Annotated in this window: 13 protein-coding genes; 4 read left to right on the plus strand and 9 right to left on the minus strand. The window is 40.7% G+C overall.

Features of this window, described 5'->3' with window-relative positions:
* Positions 1-159: 159 nt before the first annotated feature.
* The 8 genes from FC093_RS04630 to FC093_RS04665 form a co-directional block, all read right to left on the minus strand.
* Positions 160-900 carry a hypothetical protein gene (locus FC093_RS04630; RefSeq protein ID WP_137260571.1) on the minus strand — a complete coding sequence of 247 codons (741 nt, stop codon included), beginning with the start codon at positions 898-900 and terminating at the stop codon, positions 160-162.
* 225 nt (positions 901-1,125) lie between these two features.
* The gene (locus FC093_RS04635; protein WP_137260572.1) at positions 1,126-2,097 is read right to left on the minus strand and encodes a DUF1735 domain-containing protein; all 972 of its coding nucleotides are present in this window, start codon (positions 2,095-2,097) and stop codon (positions 1,126-1,128) included.
* Between the two features lie 20 nt (positions 2,098-2,117).
* Positions 2,118-3,719 (minus strand): SusD/RagB family nutrient-binding outer membrane lipoprotein, encoded by a 1,602-nt coding sequence (locus FC093_RS04640; protein WP_137260573.1) that lies wholly within the window; start codon positions 3,717-3,719, stop codon positions 2,118-2,120.
* Positions 3,720-3,816: 97 nt separating this feature from the next.
* A complete protein-coding gene (locus FC093_RS04645; RefSeq protein ID WP_137260574.1) occupies positions 3,817-6,963 on the minus strand; it encodes a SusC/RagA family TonB-linked outer membrane protein in 3,147 nt (1,048 codons plus the stop codon).
* A gap of 782 nt (positions 6,964-7,745) precedes the next feature.
* Positions 7,746-8,486 (minus strand): choice-of-anchor J domain-containing protein, encoded by a 741-nt coding sequence (locus FC093_RS04650; RefSeq protein ID WP_137260575.1) that lies wholly within the window; start codon positions 8,484-8,486, stop codon positions 7,746-7,748.
* Between the two features lie 34 nt (positions 8,487-8,520).
* Positions 8,521-9,513 carry a DUF1735 domain-containing protein gene (locus tag FC093_RS04655; protein WP_137260576.1) on the minus strand — a complete coding sequence of 331 codons (993 nt, stop codon included), beginning with the start codon at positions 9,511-9,513 and terminating at the stop codon, positions 8,521-8,523.
* A 28-nt stretch (positions 9,514-9,541) separates the two neighbouring features.
* Positions 9,542-11,056: a SusD/RagB family nutrient-binding outer membrane lipoprotein gene (locus FC093_RS04660; protein ID WP_137260577.1), complete on the minus strand. Its 1,515-nt coding sequence runs from the start codon at positions 11,054-11,056 to the stop codon at positions 9,542-9,544.
* A gap of 23 nt (positions 11,057-11,079) precedes the next feature.
* Complete coding sequence (locus tag FC093_RS04665) at positions 11,080-14,256, minus strand: SusC/RagA family TonB-linked outer membrane protein (RefSeq protein WP_137260578.1); 3,177 nt, start codon at positions 14,254-14,256, stop codon at positions 11,080-11,082.
* A 184-nt stretch (positions 14,257-14,440) separates the two neighbouring features.
* On the opposite strand from FC093_RS04665, the gene FC093_RS04670 reads away from it, so the two are divergent.
* From FC093_RS04670 to FC093_RS04685, 4 genes are all read left to right on the plus strand, one after another.
* Positions 14,441-15,319: a bifunctional 5,10-methylenetetrahydrofolate dehydrogenase/5,10-methenyltetrahydrofolate cyclohydrolase gene (locus FC093_RS04670; RefSeq protein WP_137260579.1), complete on the plus strand. Its 879-nt coding sequence runs from the start codon at positions 14,441-14,443 to the stop codon at positions 15,317-15,319.
* Positions 15,320-15,741: 422 nt separating this feature from the next.
* Positions 15,742-16,347: a 7-carboxy-7-deazaguanine synthase QueE gene (locus tag FC093_RS04675; protein ID WP_240743184.1), complete on the plus strand. Its 606-nt coding sequence runs from the start codon at positions 15,742-15,744 to the stop codon at positions 16,345-16,347.
* A gap of 49 nt (positions 16,348-16,396) precedes the next feature.
* Positions 16,397-17,182, plus strand: a complete 786-nt coding sequence (locus FC093_RS04680; RefSeq protein ID WP_170970994.1) for a DUF3822 family protein — start codon at positions 16,397-16,399, stop codon at positions 17,180-17,182.
* Positions 17,183-17,190: 8 nt separating this feature from the next.
* Positions 17,191-17,730 carry an RsmD family RNA methyltransferase gene (locus FC093_RS04685; RefSeq protein WP_137260581.1) on the plus strand — a complete coding sequence of 180 codons (540 nt, stop codon included), beginning with the start codon at positions 17,191-17,193 and terminating at the stop codon, positions 17,728-17,730.
* Between the two features lie 138 nt (positions 17,731-17,868).
* Here FC093_RS04685 and FC093_RS04690 read toward each other — a convergent pair whose 3' ends face one another.
* The gene (locus tag FC093_RS04690; RefSeq protein ID WP_137260582.1) at positions 17,869-18,705 is read right to left on the minus strand and encodes an MBL fold metallo-hydrolase; all 837 of its coding nucleotides are present in this window, start codon (positions 18,703-18,705) and stop codon (positions 17,869-17,871) included.
* Between the last annotated feature and the right edge of the window lie 130 nt (positions 18,706-18,835).

Raw genomic sequence — 18,835 nt, forward strand, 5'->3', positions numbered from 1 at the left:
ATGAACGGTAAACGGCCATAAAAAGCTACTTTGGTTTAGATATAATAGTATTAGTAACCACTGCTACTTGCATCTTACATGTATTCGCAGCAAAAACCACAAGCCTCTCTGTTGGCATACAGAGAGGCTTGTGGTTAAGATAATTATTTTTATAATTCCTTAATGATAAATGCCTTGGCTCATTTTGGCCCCGTCCGATGTAGGAGAAGTATATTGCTTTGGCAGTCTTGATTTGCTGATATTTACATCTACTGTATATAATAGATTACTTTCTACCGGTTGCCCATCCACCCGGGCAGGCAAAAAGGTATAGGCTTCATCCATAAACTTTTTTGCCGGAATTGCTTCTGTAAGGTCAATACCCGCTCCTTTATAGGTAACCGTACAGCCTTTTACTTTTCCGCTTTTATCAATATCAAAGTTATAGGTCATCTTCACTACCGCAGTTTGGTTGAGTACCTGCGGAGGAACCGACTTGAGATCGTACAGTAAGTAAAAGCCATAATTGGCACCACCCACCTGTGCCGGCGCATCTATTTTACCGCTATTATTTACATCTGTTAGCTTATAATCAGCCTGTACAATAGTATTGTTATCAGGGTTGTTGAGCAGTAAAGCAGAATCGGTATAATTGTATTGCTGTATTACATTACCGGCGGCATCCATAAAATTCCAGATGCTGTCTTTTTTACCATTTTTATAATGCCCCAGTACCAGCACATGGTTATCGGCATCCGTTACCATATAACTACCTTCCTTTACATATTTATTGCTTTTCAAAACAGTGTAACTTTCTACCAGTGACGGTGAAAGCATCTTTTTTACCGTTTTAGCTTGTGCAAAGCTTTGGCATACAACAATAGCCAGGCACACGGCTAAGAGGCATTTTTTATAAAGCATAAACAAATTCTTTAAGGTTTTCAAATGTAATAAAATAAAAAGGTTGCTTTCAATCAGAAAGCAACCTTTTAAGAAAAAGTAATAAAACCTATTTATAGTATTTATCAATCAAATACCTGTAAGCAGCACTTCTTGATGCAGTAACAACATCGCTATAAATAATAAAAAATACCCCTTGCTAATTGCAAGGGGTAAAATATTATTCCAATGCATTCAAGAACTTTATTATCGTGCTCCGGTGTAAGTAAACACTTCTGAAACAGCTATTCTTTTAGCTCCAGCCTGGATCATAAAATAACTTACTTCCAACTTAACCGGCGTGGTGCCATCGAAGGTCATTTTGTTCACGCCTGAGGGATCTAACTCAGCCGATCTTACCTGCGGATTGGTGCCCTGCCCATAATAATTAGTTACACCCGTTACGTTCCCATCATTATCAAATGCAAATATTGGGGCAAAATTTCCGTAATAAGAGCCGGAGCCACCATTTTCAAAAGAATACCCATAAATACCTCCATTTAAATTTGGATCAAAATAGCCAACAGAATTAGGTCCGTAGGTAACTAAGTCAATGGTCTTAGGATAAGAAGAAGTAGCAGCGGCACCTAAAACAAAGTCCTCGAAATCACCCGTTACCTCATAAACACCATCATATCCATTTCGGATAGAAAAGGAATAAATACATGTGCCATAATTAGAACCGATAAGGCCGGTTGAAACAGACGCTATCTTTAAAGGCAATGCATAGCTTGCAGCGAAATCAAAGTCTGCATTACGAACAATGGCAACTTTTATCTGGCTTTCGAGTGTACCTTTTTTTATAACTACTGATGAAGGAAAGTTATAAACACTCGTTGGTGGTACTACGTAGTCTGTACCATCACTTTCATTGTAAGAGGTAAGTGCGGCAGCATCAACTTCTAAGTTTACTGTAATATCAGTTGGGGCGTACGCTGCACCGGCATAATGAATGTTTACATTAAAGGTTGCAGAATCGCCGAGGTTGAGAACCCCCAGGTCACTCGCAAACCTATGGTAAGTGGCATTACCTCCAGAAACAATATTTCCGGTATTTGCAAATTCAACAACACTGTTTGTCTTATCCGTATCAATATTTGTATCATATCCCTTTAAGCATGATGATAAACTGCAAATCACCATAAATAAAGGAAGTATTTTAATCATTATTCTTTTCATGCTATAATTTGTTTAAAAAGTTATGGTAAAGCCCAGAATATCAAAGAAGTAAACTTATCTACGTCTGTAGGTTTGTTCTCTGGATTGTAAGAGGATTCTGAAGCCGGATATAGTATTCTCGTCGGTAGTTCATCAGGACGGGTACTGATAGACTGCAGGGAAGCAAAGGTTTCGTGTGGATCTGACGAACCATTCACAATAGATGGATAATGTGTACGGCGATATTCATTCCAGGCTTCATTGCTGTTGATCATATTCAAAGCAACATATTTCTGGGTAATAATAGCTTCAAGTTTTTGATCCATAGAATTTGCAAGATCATAATGTACCAAATAGCTATCGGGATTATCATCGAGGTACAACTGATAATCAGCCTCAGGATCCCATCCTGGTTCTGATGAACCATCAGGATTTTTATAAATATAGGCGTAAGAAGCCTTAACGCCATTTACAAACAAATCTGCATCACTAAGTTCGGATGTAATTAGTCCTTTCAATACTGCCTCAGCCTGTAGGAAGTAACTTTCGGCAGCCAGCATTAGTGGTTGAGACATATTTGGTCCTTTAAGGATACCGATGCTGCCACCTGCAGTTGTGCTTCCCCTATCGCTGTTAGCGCTAGCACTGCTGTACCAAACACTGCCTGTTGGCCAACTCGGCACATCGTTGCTTTCAAAACCTAACTGGTTAGATGCGGTGGATGGAAAATTGTAATAGCTTGCATAGCCTCGTCCCTGGTCAAGCAAAATGGTTCCATCGTAATAGCCAAGTATAAATTTCGTTGCAATCCAGGCTTTGTTTCCCGGATCTCCATTATATTTAAATACCCAGGTATCCCATTCAGGATTTTGCTTGCCGTTATCTCTTGTATATCCGGGATTCACCAATGCATCGGTAGTCAGAAAACCAGCTTCGTCAAAAGTTGTATTCGCAAAGTTTACTTTTCCACCAGCATGTACCACCAGGCGTAGTTTGATAGTATTTGCAAATTGTATCCATTTAGTCATGTTACCACGAAACATGATATCTGTATTGCCGCTCAAATCCTTCACATTACTTGTTGGATTATTGCTTTGGTCATCCATCGCGGTATGAATAGTTGCAATAGCTGAATCTAACTGATTCGCCAAACTTACATAAATCGTTTTTGCATCCTCATATTTAGGCGTTAACTCACCTAATCCTTCGAGTGCTTCTGTATAAGGCACATCATTATAGGTATCTACAAGCAGCTCAAAGTTGTAAGCTTTTAATATCCGGGCGGCTGCATTGAAGTAGCCATAATCTGGTAACGTATCTGTCTGTTTAAGAATATACTGCAAATCTTCCAGTACATCATAAGCAGAAGACCACAGACCTTGATAATCAGTTGTGCCAAAATCATATGTTACATTAGAACCAAAGCCACCATAGCCGCCGGCATTTGCCATATAGCCAACCATTTGTGCACCATAGGTATTATAGCTGTTGGATACACTTGCAGTATAAGTCATTGCCTGCGGCAGCACTGTTTCCGGTGTAGCAGATATTGCTGCATTAGGATTCTTGTTAATATCTAAATACTTCTTACAAGAGGTGCCTAACACCACCACCCCTATCAGTACAATTATTACTTTTTTCATTTATCTTACTTATTTTATTAATACCCCGGCAGACTACCCATTTTTATTACTGCATACACATTTTAAAATGGGTCGCCTGCTGCGGTGATTTGTTCAATTAGAAATTTACGGAGATAGTAGCGCCATAAAAACGGGATGGTGGCGTTTGCGACAAGCCAGTCAAACCAATACCATTATTGTCGTTACCTGCATCACTATATTCAGGATCGGTATAGTAGTTGTCTTTAGCCAGCCATACAAACAAATTACGTCCCTGGAGGCTAACAGTAGCGCCCTTAATAAACCTTGTCTTACTTAGCAATGATACAGGAAGATCATAGGAAATGGTAAGTTCTCTGAGTTTCCAAAAGTCGCCCGATGTTACATAGTTGCTGGTAACATCCCTGTTATCATCATTTGTCCAGAAGCCGGAATTTCCGTTTGCATTGTCAACAGTAATGCTTGTATTCTTTACGTAAGTGCCAGGATGTTCAGGATCTTCATATACCGAATTAGGAAATACAAAACGATTTCTATGGTAAATAGCTGTTCTATAACCGGTGCCTGCCCAGTCAAGTTCGCCGCCCATGCTATTGTAAATTTTATATCCGCCGCGATATTCAAATAAAGTAGAAATATGGAAGTTCTGGAATAAAGTAATACCGGCATCCAGGCTCACGCGGTTCTTTGCTACGGCACTTCCAAGCACCCGTATTGTTTCATCGATTAGAGGCGTACCGGTTTTAGCATCTACTATTACATGTCCCTCATCATCGCGCTGATAGTCTGTACCCATAATAACCGGGAAAGCATAGCCAGCTACTGCATAAGAGCCCGATCCGTTGCCGTATGTAGCAAGCGACAACCTTGGCAGGTCTGCACTGATAGCATTAACCTTATTGTCAAGATAAGTGTAATTTCCACCAACTACCAGCTCTACATTGCGGGTTCTTATAGGGGTTACATGTGCAGCTACTTCTAACCCGCGGCTCATGGTTTGACCTGTATTTACCCTAAAACCTGAGAAACCGGTAGCGTTTGAAACACCTGTTGTAACAGTTTGGTTATCTGTTTTAGTATCGTACCACGTAACGCTGGAAGAGAACCGGTCTTTAAAAAGGTTCAAATCAAAACCCACTTCATACCCTTTTGTAATTTCAGGCTTTAAACTGGGCGATACAAGCGTATTGTTTACAGTATATCCTGCACCTGTGGTATATGGATAGCCATTAGCCTGGCTAAATGTCTGATCAAGATAGTAAGCTCCATAATCTCCGCTATTACCCAGGTTTACCTGTCCTACTTTAGACCAGCCGCCTCTTACTTTCAAATAGCTGATTGTTGTACTATTTTTAAGTGATGGAATAGCATCGCTGGCAACAAAAGAAAGGTCAACAGAAGGATAGAAAAAAGAACGGTTTTCGGGTGCCAGTATAGAAACCCAGTCGTTACGTCCGGTACCATGTAAGAATAAATAATTTTTATATCCGATTCTCACATCACCATATATACCCATCTGTCTGGCTTTATAATTAGACTCGCCTACGTTGGGTGTTGCAAGGCGGTTGCTAATGTTATATAAATCAGGTATTACTAATCCATTTGCCGACATATCGATATACTTTGACTGGTCCTGACGCCATTGACCACCGGCAATTACATTGAAAGAAAAGTCATTTGCATTTGTTTTAAACTGTGTAAACAGATCGCTCAGCAACTCAGTGGTATAAGCACTTCCATCAGCAACGGCAGCAGAAATATCCGATTTTGAGCTCGCATCTGTATGCTCTGCATAATAAGTATAATCAAAAGCGGCTATAGTATTTTTGTAAGAATAATTCCTTGTAGCAATACCTTGCCTTGCCACAAAATCAAGCCCCTTAACAGGCGTAAATTTCACTTCCACATTACCCGTCAGGTAATCATTTCTTTGGTTAGACCTATAATTATCTGCACTGAAGTATGGATTTTGATACCACGGATTATAATATCCGTTAGGGTTTGCAAAAGGATCTGTTCTCCAGTTCTTATACTTTGTAATATCTACATTCGAAGGCATGTTTAGCATATTTGCATACATGCTGGCTGTTTGTGTGGTAATATCATAACGGTTTTGTGTATAAGAAGTACTATAGGTAACGTTTACCATATTGCCTATTTTACGTGTACCATTAGCACGCAATGTTGTACGGTTATATTTATCGCCGGGTGTAGTACCTTTTATGGTAGCATACTGGCCGGATAAGTAAAAGGTGGATTTCTCATCTCCATTTGTTAATGAGAAGTCAGTTTGATTAGTTAAACCTTTTTGCCAGAATTTATTGTGACCATCATTATAAGAATAGTAAGCAGAATCTTGGCTACCATCTTCAAGCGGGGGTCCTAAAGGACGCAAAGAACCATCAAAATGATCTCCGTAAGACTGGTTTTCTAAATAAGACCATGCCGGATTACCATTTTCATCATAGCCATAAGAGCTACCACCGGCGCCGTATTCTTTCTGAATTTTTGGAAAAAAAGCTACGGATTCAACCGTAGTTGTTTGGGATATTCTTACTTGCGTAAGACCGTTTGTTCCCTTTTTTGTAGTTACGATAATAGCACCGTTTGAAGCCTGAGAGCCGTATAAAGCCGCTGCACCAGAGCCATTTAAAACTACAACTTCATCCACATCTTCCGGATTCAAATTACCTAAAACGGTATTAGGCACAATTACGTTATCCAATACAATCAGCGCCTGGTTATTACCAGTGAGCGAGCGTTGCCCCCTTAGTATCAGCCGGTAGTTAGGATTAACACCGCCACTTGTTGCATTTATTTGCAAACCGGCGACTTTACCCTGCAACCCACCTGCAATATTCACCGGCTTTGCAGCCGTAAGGGTGGCCGCTTTAATCACGGTATTGGCAGTACCTTGTTGTCTGCGCGATGATCTGATACCGCCAGCCGTAACAATCACTTCATCCATCATACCGGTGACACCTGTAAGATGAAAGTCTAACGCACTGCTACTGCCCACTATTACCTCTTCCGATTTAAAATTAAGCGCACTTATTTGCAGAATGGCTCCGCGAGCTGCTTCAAGTCTGTAATACCCGCTGTCGTTAGAGATAGTACCATTTGTGGTACCTTTTACTACGATACTTGCTCCGGCTACCGGAACGCCATCGTTGCTCAATACCCTCCCGCTTATGGTGTGGGTTTGAGCAAATGCGAATAAAGTGGACAGTATGGTTACTGTCAACATCAATAGAATTTTTCTCATGTGCATATTGTTTGATAAATAAAAAACTTTGCTTTTACTGAACATAAAACTGTCTGCCGGTAAATTACCGGCGCTATAATGCGGCATAGCAAAGCAATACCATCTTCTCAATAAGAAGTATCGCTCTACCTAACATTACATTTTTGATTATTCAAAAAAATGAAAATATCTGCCGGCGGTACCGGACAAAATAACATACCATTAGTATTTCCCGAGGCGGAAAATAGATTTCTCATGTGCATTTATACATTTCTTAAAACAAGAATGATGTAAAAATAGAAAGAAAAGGATTTAAATTTTACATTCTTTAAATATTTTCTTAACAAAAATTAAATCATTCTATCAACAATTTTATATGCAATAGCGATAGACGCTATTATAACAATTTAATTATCAGGCCTTTTTATAGGCATTAGCTGCATGCGGATAAGATTAATTAGCAATTAATATTATTCATGCCAATTTTAAGAACTAGCTTTGTTTACCATATCATACAACTGTTTGTTTGTTATACTATAAAGGATAATGGTTATTGCGCTAAAAGATTAATTTAATTATGTTTAGCCATTATTCGTATTGTAAAATTTGACTATTGTAAATTTATTTTATACCTATTTTAAACAGGTAGCATGATATACAAAGCGCAGAGCTTCTGCCCGCAGCTTATGTAAGGCAACTTAATTCAATCTGATATTATACTTTAAAGCATCAAGTACAAGGGCATAAACAAATAAAAAAGCCGCTCAACTATTTTAAGCGGCTTTTTTTTAAACCAGAAAACTTTAATGCCCTGCACTTGTAAACTCCAATTTATCAACAGCTATTTCATCACCATGTGCACCACCGCTTAACTCCAAAAAATACCTGAGTGCAAAACGGCCGGAATCGGGCTGATTCAATCCTGTAATAGTTGCTTCATATTTGGTCCAGGTAGAAGGATAATCACCTGAAGGTGTAGTTTTGTAAAGTGGATTAATATCCAGCAAAGGCGTTGTAAAATGGCCAACATCTGACGAAGCAGTACCAATGCTGTCTGAAGTATTGAAAACATTCAAACGTAATTGCAATCTATCTCCGTATGACCCACCAGCACCATATCCAATCGAACCGTGAGATAAAGTATAAAAACTGATTTTATCTCCATTCTGCAAAAAGAGTTTTGGTGAAATCAGCCAATCACTTATTACAGCGGCTCCTGTAAGAGTATCATATGGATCTTCAGTCGCTAAAAAAGGATTGTTATCAAGCAATTTCGAACCATCATAAGGAGCAGCTCCCCAAGATGTTTCAGATTCAAAGTCCCATCCTTGTCCAGGAAAATCGCTTAAGTTAGTAAATACCCATCCCTGATTGACCAGACTATCTTTGTTCTCAAAGCTTGTACTAAAAGACTGATCAGTCACCACCGGCGGTACAGGTGGAGGAGTAGAGTCCTTTTTACAGGAAAAAACTTGTACCAGCAGCAATGTTGAGGTTGCTAAGACAAAAGCTCTGGTTTTCGTAATACATTTTATAGTTTTCATTAATACTAGTCTTTACTTTAATGTTGAAATTTTATTAGCGAGGCCCTACATAAGTAAGCGTATCATAAATATATTGGTCTGGTCGGCCGTTCTGCTTCATTATATAAGCAACATAAATTGTTTTAGTTGCAGGATCATAACGGCTGTCCGTTACGGCAGGGTTCAGCTGCAGCGTACGGCCTCTTCCATCATCAGGTATCGTATTTTCTACGCTTACAACTGCATTAGTAACAGGGTCAAATGTAAATCGTGGTGCAGTAGCGCCAAAAACTGTAACGCCGCCGCCAGGTGTAAACGCTGGCTGAAGATTCCCGCCTTCAGGAGTATTTATATCATCGGCTACTGCGCTGGCCGTAATAATGGAAACATCACTTGGCCACGTGTTTGTTTCACCATCTGCAATACCATAAGCAGCCCACCCGACTTGTTTCTGGACAAGGGTATATTTACCATCCCACAGATTTTTTGTGGAAAGAGCCAATATACCTGCTGACAAATTACTTGCAATTAAATAGCCTGCTGGTGAAATGCTGCTGATTTGTACGCCTAATGCATAGTCTTTACCTAAAAAATCGTTTGGCTTAATCTTTAATTGTAAATAACCAGTATTAGAGCCTTTAGGTATGGTTACTATATACCCCGTAGCGGAATCGCCGGTTGCGTTTGTAACCGAGTACACGCTGGTGGGTGCTTCTTCATGTAAGGTACCGTTTTCTGCATTATAATCACCTAATAAAGCCGGGTTTATTACTAACTTAACTTGTATATCCTCAGTAGCTGGCTGTCCTGCGAGTGTAACAGGAATAGCATCAAAAGTTGTATCTGCATCAGATTTATCAAATGCTATTTGCAAATGGTTGGTAGTATTTGTGGCAGTTAAAGCCATACTTACCACATTCTGATTCCCGCTCCCGGCTACTGATTGAATTTCATGATCATCAAATGATTCATCTTTCAAACATCCCCACAGCGTTATGGAAATCAACGATAAGAAAACTAAGGTGTATTTTAAAGAATTATATTTCATAATGAGATTATTTAAACTCGTATTTTAATTATGGCTCCCAAAAGAGTTTTGTACCGAACGGATCAATTGTACCTTCTGCCAATACATTTGCACTGTTGGTAGTGTATTCACTCTGTGGATACAATAAGCGCAAAGGAAGTGTGTTGGAAACCTTTGCCGGATTTGCAGAAATATAACCGTTATCTGGCAGGAAGTGCAACCTTCTTTGGTCAGAGTAAGATTCCAGAGGGTCTATACCGGTTAACGCAATATACTTCTGGTATACTATGAGCTTGATCTTATCACTTGTAGAAGCGGCATTATTCCAGATTGCTATATCACTACCGGTCAAATAATCAGCCGCTTCAGCTTCTGCATTGGGTACACCAAGCCAAACAAAAGATTCTGTAACTGCACTTTCATATGCAGCCTTTGCATCGCCCGCTATCCAGCCCCGGGCTACAGCTTCTGCATAAAGAAACATACTTTCAAAAGAAGGTATTATCCATTGGTCCTGGCTGGCACCGGCTCCTCCATCCAAATCGTCCCCTATTAATCCAGGACCAAAATAGGAACTTTGAGACCCAATAGGAATATCACTCTGCTTATCACCATAAGTACCACCTACATATCCAGACCCAGCAGGCTGAAAAAAGCGTCCTATACGGGGGTCACCACTGGACGACAAAATACCTAGAATATAGTTGTTTGCATTCACAGACGTGGTAGCTTTATTGCCGGTTGGCGTATAACCGTAATTAGCATAGTAAGGATTCTGCTTATCCACATCATTCACATATCCTGGATTTACATTAGCAGATTCGCCCGCTCCCAACACTCCACCTGTTGCCTGAATTTTGGCAATCTCTGCGGTAGGATCAAAGCCGGGAACTTCCGATTGACGAATTAATAATCTTAACCGGAGTGTATTTGCAAATTTTATCCACATGGTCTGGTCACCACCATTCACAACGTCTACACTTGCAAAAGATTTGGAACCAGTTAAAGTGCTCATATAATTAACAGCAGTATCCAGGCTCATTAAAAGTGAATTGTAAATATCCTGCGCCTTATCGAAAGTAGGATTAGGATATTGTTTAGATTGAAAAGCCTGGCTATAAGGTATATTGCCATACAGGTCAACTAACTCCTGGAACAGTTTAGCAGATAAGATCATGGAAGCCGCTGCTAAAACCGTATCGCCCCCTTCCACTAAGCTTTTGGTTTTTACCTGGTATAAATCAAAAAGTACATTATAGTGCCTTTGCCACAAAGCGTCACCAAAACTGAAGTCAAGGGAATAAGTTTGTTCCTGAAGACTTGGAGCAAAATCGCCATTGGGCGCATAGTATCCCATCCAGTTATTCAGAAAACCAAAGTCGCCGCTGGCTTGTCTTGCACCTACTCCAACAGCAGCAGCCGGAAATATTAATTCGGGTGTAACATTAGACTCTGTCACCCTGTTCGGATCATCATTTACATCCAGAAAGTTTTTACTGCAGCTTGTCATTATTATTCCTAAAGCCAGTGCAGGAAAAAGGAAAAATTTATTTAAATATTTCATTTATAATCTGTTTACTTAATTAATTAAAATTGAACAGTCAGTGAGCCACCAAAAAGTCTTGATGCAGGAGCCTGGAATGAGCTGGCAACACCGAAAGTATTACCTGTTGTAGAATAGTTGAACTCAGGATCACCCCATTGATTAGACTTAGGGACAAAGAGCAACAGATTTTTACCAACGGCACTTACAGTTACACTCTTGAAGAACTTACCATTTCCAATCCAACTATTAGGCAGCGAATAAGAAATATTTACTTCTCTTAATCTCCATGCAGCAGCACTTGAATAGTAGTTGGTACCGATCTGGGTATTTCTGTCCTGAGACCAAAAACCATAGTTACCATCCTGAACTAAAATATCAGTATTCGGAACATATTTGCTGCCATTCCAGTAAACAGAATTCGGGAACACAAAGCGCTGACGGTTATATTGAGCACTTCTTGCAGAAATTCCTGCAAAATCCTCGTCCGAACCAAGGCCAGAGAAGTAATTATGACCACCTTTAAAGTCCCATGTCATCGTAAAAGAGAAGTTACCAACAGAGAAAGAAGGCGTAAGGCCTACTATCCAAAGCGGCAAAGTTCTTCCTCTGATAGCTAATGCTGAAGCCTGGGATGGATAACCGGTAACCGGATCTACAATTACTTTTCCTGTTGCAGGGTCTCTTTCATAATCTGTTAATTGGAAAACAAAGGCTGGGCGTCCTACCGCTGCAACATTATTAACAGTCGGTGAGCTAACAGAGTTTTGAATGAAACCGGAGCTTCCACCAATCACAACTGGTAAATCGCCGGGAGTATGTGTTACCTCATTATTATTATAGGTAGCATTTGCTCTAAAATCTATTCTGCCTCTGCCTATATTAACTACCGGAGTCAGGTTCAGTTCCATTTCAACACCATAGTTCTTAAAGTCAGCAGCATTGGCAAGCGCATTTGGATAACCAGTAGTGGAAGATTGCGAAATCAGCAAAATCTGGTTAGTGTTGTTCTGATAGAAATAGGTAGCATTCACATTGATTTTGTTCTTCATAAATCCTAATTCTACGCCAACTTCTTTTGTATTCACAAACTCAGGCTTCAGGTTTGCAGCAGGTATAGTTCCATTGGCACTAAATCCAACAGTATTGCCGTATGGAAATCCTGCAGGTTGAGCATAAGTAGCCTGAAGCGAATAAGGATTTAAGTTTACATTACCTGATTTAGAAATGGCACCTCTTACTTTTAAGTAAGAAATAGTATTGCTGTTTTGAAGCGCGCTAATAGCATCAGAAAGCACAAAAGATACATTGGCAGCCGGATAAAAGAACGAACGGTTTTCTTTTAGCAGCCTGCTATCCCAATCGTTTCTGCCGGTAAGTTCCAAATTGGCCCATCCTTTATAGTTGAATCCAACTGTTCCATAAGCTGAAAGCAATCTTGAAGTTATTTCATAGTTAAAGGTACCGGTAGGCACACTTGCATCGCCGCTGCGTACAGCTACATTATATAAATAAGGTACCACCAGATTATTGCCGCCTACAGCAACATCCTTCGATTTATTCTGGCGGACAGTACCACCAACAAGGTATCTAACATTGAAGGCTTTAGTAATGTCATGGTCGCCACTTAAGAAATAATCAAGATTAATCCGGGATGTATAAGCCTCATCATCAAACACAATTCCCTTTCTATTGGAATACTGGGTTGCATTTCTGTTAGCTGCCGCCCAGTCAGACACGATCACTGGTGCATTTGTGTTTTTGAAACTGGTAAACGCAAGGTTAGAGCTTACCCTTGCAGATGCCTTAAGCCACGGAAAAAACTGGTAGTTTACATCAATATTACCAATGAGGTCATCCTCACGTCCTTTTTGCCTTATATTTCCAATAAGCCAATAAGGACTTACTGCATACTCATTGTAATAATTAGAAAATTGAGCAAACTTGCTGTTTCTCCAATCTTTGTAGTCCAGTAAGGGAACGTTATTTGCAGTTTGCATTACTAAGAAAAACAAACCGCCATCATAAGCATCCGGAAAAGTATTCTGAAAACCCGCCTCATTTACAACATCATAATTTTGAAGAACATAGTTCAATCCATAGTTAACTGAAAATTTTCCATACTTTTTACCTCCGTTAAACCGGAGACTCGTACGGCGGTTTTCATCGTCAGGAATCAATCCTTTTATTTTCGCATCCTGGATACTTACATAAAAATCTTCTCCTGAAACGGAAACAGAGTTCTGCCAGGTTAAACCTGTATTGAAGAACTTAATTTTATCCTTGTAGTGCGTATTAGCATAAGGAACCATTTGTATAGAACCATCCTCCAAAGGCACACCTAATGGTTGCATAGACCCATCGAATCTAGGACCATATTGCTGGTTTTCATAAGGAACATAAAGGTAGTTACCGTATTGGTCTGTGGTTTCACCTGCACCTTGCCCAAATTCTTTCTGCAATTTTGGAAAGAAAGATACCTTAGTAGCCTGCACAGTAGAATTTAATGTTACGGTAGCCCTTTTTCCACCACGCTTAGTAGTAATAACAATTACGCCATTCACCGCATCTGGTCCGTAAATAGCAGCAGAAGCAGCACTTTTCAATACAGTTAAGCTGGCTACGTCATCTGGCGGTATAGAAGAAAGAAAACCCAATGGTGTTGGCGCGCCATCTACTACCAGCATCGGCTGGTTGTTACCTGTTAACGACCGGATACCTCTGATGTTGATTTTCGCATTTTCAAATACACCACTGTTTACAGTAGAAATATTCAACCCCGAAATCTTTCCATTCAAAGCCTGTTGAACGTTTACCGATTTTGCCGTGGTCAATTCTTTGTTTGTAATAGTAGTAGTTGCATAGCCTAATTCCTTAGCCTGCCTTTGTACACCTAAAGCAGTAGTTACAACTACTTCGGATAGATTATTAGCTGTTGCATTCAACGTTACCGAAACAGTATTTTCATTACCTACTGTTACTTCGGCACTTCCTGCATTAATAGTTGAGATTACAAGTACATCGCCTGTATTGGCTGTAATAGAAAATGTACCGTCTGATACTGTTGTAGTGCCCCTTGTGGTACCTTTCACAATAACGGAGGCTCCTTCCACGGGTTTCCCTGCATTATCCACCACCTGTCCGGTAATGGTTCGTGATTGCGCATTGGCTATCAGGAAGCCAAGCATCAACACTGCTAACAGTGTTAGAAATTTTCTCATGTGCATAATAAATTTTAATTAACTGCGGTAAAAGTAGGGGAATAAACAATAAAACGTTAAAGCCCCATATAGTTTTCAATTTGACACACTGTTAACTAATAATGCTGCACAAATACATAAAAAAATTATTCTTTACTACCATTTTATTCAAAATCAATCTGCAAACGCTGAATATCTTTGCATCATGCAAATACTGGATGGAAAGCTGGCTGCCCAGCACACAAAGGATACATTGAAAAAGGAAGTAGATGAAATAATTGCCGCTGGCAAACGCGCACCGCATCTGGCTGCTATACTGGTGGGGAATAATGGTGCCAGCGAAACCTATGTTGCCAGCAAAGTAAAAAACTGTACAGAAATAGGCTTTGCCTCTACCCTCATCCGCCTCGGAGAAGACAGTAGCGAAGCAACTTTGCTGCAGGAAATAGAAAAGCTAAACAACGACGACGCAGTGGATGGCATTCTCGTTCAGCTGCCGCTCCCTAAACACATTAGTGAGCAAAAAGTAACGGAGAGCGTAAACCCTTTGAAAGATGTGGATGGTTTTCACCCTATCAGCGCCGGCAAGCTGGTATTGGGTTTACCCACTTTTATCTCGGCCACGCCGTATGGCATTATGCTCTTGCTGGAGCATTATAATATACCTACCAGGGGCAAACATGCAGTGGTCATCGGTCGCAGCAATATCGTAGGCCGCCCAATGAGTATCTTGCTCAGCAGCAACCACCCGCATGGCAATTGTACCGTTACGCTCTGCCACTCCCATACGCAAAACCTAAAGGAACTTTGCCAAAGAGCCGACATATTGGTTGCAGCTTTAGGCAAACCGGAATTTGTAACCGCTGATATGGTAAAAGAAGGTGCCGTTGTAATTGATGTTGGTATTACCCGCGTACCAGATAGTACCGCTAAAAGGGGTTATGTGATTAAAGGCGATGTGGCTTTTAATGGAGTAGCACCCAAAACTTCCTTTATTACACCCGTGCCCGGCGGCGTGGGGTTAATGACAATTGCAGGCTTGCTAAAAAACACCTTGCAGGCATACCGCACGCGGCAGCAGTAATATTTTTTGAAATTTGAAGTACAACAGAACGCGCACTTTAATAAAAAGTACGTTAGCTAATAGCAGCTGTTCTTTTATACTTATTTTATGGAATTAGTTATGCTCCAGCTCTTTTGTAACTGTATTACTGCAGGGCGTAACTATTTTAGCACGTTACATAGTTCATGGTAAAGTGTAGGCAAAGCCTACGTAAAGGGTAGGATAAGCTTACTTCTGAACTTCAGACAAAATACCATTTAGGAACGCTTTTCGGCAGGTTTCGCCAGATATAACAGAACAATACAGTCAGCAATGTGCTGGTATGCTTTACCCATATACGCTCACGTAAACAGCTTTTTATTTAATACGATTATAAATCTTTCCTGGTCACCTGTTCATCCTGCCGGTAATAGTTGCAAGCTTTGTACTTTTGCAAAATGGTCTTGACAGGAACAACGCTTCCGGTGATGGAAGCTTTTTATACCTTGCAGGGTGAAGGCTTTTACCAGGGGCAGGCTGCCTATTTCATTCGCCTCGGCGGCTGCGATGTGGGTTGTTTTTGGTGCGATGTAAAAGAAAGCTGGGATGCTGCCGCCCATCCGCAGGTAGCGATTGAAGAAATTATTGCGGGTGCTGCTGCTTACCCCGGCAGAATTGCGGTGGTAACGGGTGGCGAGCCATTGCTCCACAACCTGGATGAATTGACTGCTGAACTCCGGCAGGCTGGTTTTCAAACCAATATAGAAACTTCAGGTTCCAGCCCAATCAGCGGAAAATGGGACTGGATTTGCCTTTCGCCCAAGAAATTTAAAGCGCCACTTCCCGAAAATATTCCACTGGCAAATGAACTAAAGATAATTGTATATAATAAACACGATTTTGCCTGGGCAGAACGTTTTGCGCAGCAAACAAGTAAAAACTGCCGCCTCTACCTGCAACCTGAATGGTCTAAAGCTGCCGAAGTAACGCCTTTGATAGTGGAATACATCAAAGCTAATCCAAAATGGCAACTGAGCCTGCAGGTACATAAATATATTAATGTACCCTGATGCGGGAACAATATATTTGCATTTTCAGCATTTGTATATTAGCATTCTTATGGTTCAGAAACTCTTTAGTATATATTTTACTCCCGATGAAACCAATGCGCTGTTCATTGAGATTGGGCATCACCACATTGCCTGCTGGTGTACCGGCGATAAACAAAGCCTGCAGGCATTTGAATATTTTACTTTTCATACTACAGATGAGCACGAGGACTTTGAAAAGGTTTATAAAGTAGCCAAGCTACACTCCGTATTACTCAATAATGAGTTTGCGGCAACAGAAGTAATTTGGGAAACTACACCTTTTACCTGTGTTCCCAATGCGCTTTTTAAGCCCGAAGTACTGGATGATTATATTAATATGCTGGACAAAAGCCCGTTTACTAAAGCTTTGTCCTGTACGCAGAGGGATATTACGGTGGCATATCCGGTAAAGGAAGATGCGTTGCGCCTGGTACAGCATCATTTTCCTAAAGCAACGGCTTCGCACAAAATCTGCCAGCTTTCTAAGGAGTTGAGCGGCAATGCCGTTACTGCATTACACACTATTTTTTATCATCATCATTTCTTATTACTGGCAGTAAAAGATAATGCGCTGCAATTAGCTACCAGCATTGCCTATCAATCGTCGCAAGATTGTCTGTATTATATATTATATACGATGCAGCAGCTTAACCTGCCGCTGAATGAGACAGTAGTATTGGTAAGTGGTTTCATAGATATGAATTCTGCCTTATACAAAGAGTTGTACCAATATATTCCCTTACTGCAACCGGCAGAAAAGGGAATGCTGAAAGATGAATATCCGGCACATTATTTTACTACCTTTTATAAATAGCTAACACTATGCGCATCATTTCGGGCGCATTGGGCGGAAGGCGCATTTCGCCGCCCGCCAACATGCCACATACACGCCCTACTACCGATATCGCAAAGGAAGGTTTGTTCAACATTTTGCAAAACCGCATCAGTTTTGATGGCATTAAAACGCTGGATCTGTTTGGCGGTACCGGCAGCATTAGTTATGAGCTGGCTTCGCGCGGTGCGGCAGACTTAACAATTGTGGAGAAGGATAATGTGATGTATGCGTTCATCAAAAAGAATATTGCTGCGCTCCACATTGAAAGCTGCAAGGTGTTGCAAATGGATGTATTTCACTTTTTGAATGGCTGCGGCGAACAGTTCGATTTCATTTTCGCCGGCCCGCCATATGCGCTAACTACTATTGATGAATTGCCAAAAATAATAGTTGGCAAAAAATTGATTGCGCCCAAAGGCTATTTTGTATTGGAACATACACCGCGCAATAATTATGAAGCCTATGAGGGCTTTCAATTCCGGCGCAACTACGGTACTACGGTGTTTTCTTTTTTCAGAAATGAGTAGAATAACGGCTTTGCTTGCTTATCATTAAGAGCAACGAGCCCGTCATTGCTTCACTCCGTTCGCAATGACGATAGCACTTTCACTTTCCGCTTCCCAACTTAGCATTCAAATATTCATTTACACAGCACTCACTTTTACTTAAAACAGCGATAGCTGTTCGGGCTTTGGCTTTACAATCTTAACGGCTGGACGGGCAATAATGCTGGTATGACTGCTAACATAATATACCGGCGTTTCTTTGTAGCGCCCGGCAACGGCAATAGTAGTATTACCTGCATATTGCTTAAATAAATCTTCTACCAACTGCGGATGATTATTGTTTTTAGATAAATGCGACAGCAGTAAATGGCTCATATAAGGTGCTTTGTGCATTCTGAAAAGCAAAAGCGCCTGTGCATTGGAAAGATGACCTTTACCACCACGGATTCTGTTCTTTAAATGCTGCGGATAGCTGCCTTGTTCCAGCATCACTTCATCGTAATTGGCTTCTAAAAAAGCAGCATGACATTCTTTAAAATTGCGGATAACATGTTCGCAGGGCTTACCAATATCAGTCAACACGCCCACCTTCACTTTGCTATTGTGCACTACAAAACTATGCGGCTCGGCAGCATCGTGCAATTTAGGAAAAGCAGTAATAGTTAATTCGCCAATAACTACCGGCACGTAAGGAAGTAGTGGTTTGATGAGCGAAGCTTCAATTTGAATGCCACTGTAAAAATGCGTGCCGGTAGTAATATACACAGGTAGCTGATACTTCTTTGCTAATGTGGCAACGCCCGAGATATGGTCGGTATGTTCGTGCGAGATGAAGATCGCTTTCACTGTACTTATCGGGAGGCCCAGGCGCGTCATGCGCTTTTCTGTTTCGCGGCACGAGATGCCTGCATCAATCAATACCGCTTCCTCGCCGTTACCAATGTAGTAACAGTTGCCATTGCTGCCGGAGTTTAACGAGGTAATGAAAAGAGACATCAGGAATACAAAGAAAAATTGTTTTTTTGAAGTGGGAAAGCTAAATTTTGGTTTAAGCCACAAAGACAGAAAGGCATAAAGAAAATGAATAAAATACATTGTACATCTTTGTATATCTGTGTCTCTGCGG

Source organism: Ilyomonas limi (assembly GCF_005233845.1).
In the GTDB taxonomy this organism is placed as follows: domain Bacteria; phylum Bacteroidota; class Bacteroidia; order Chitinophagales; family Chitinophagaceae; genus Ilyomonas; species Ilyomonas limi.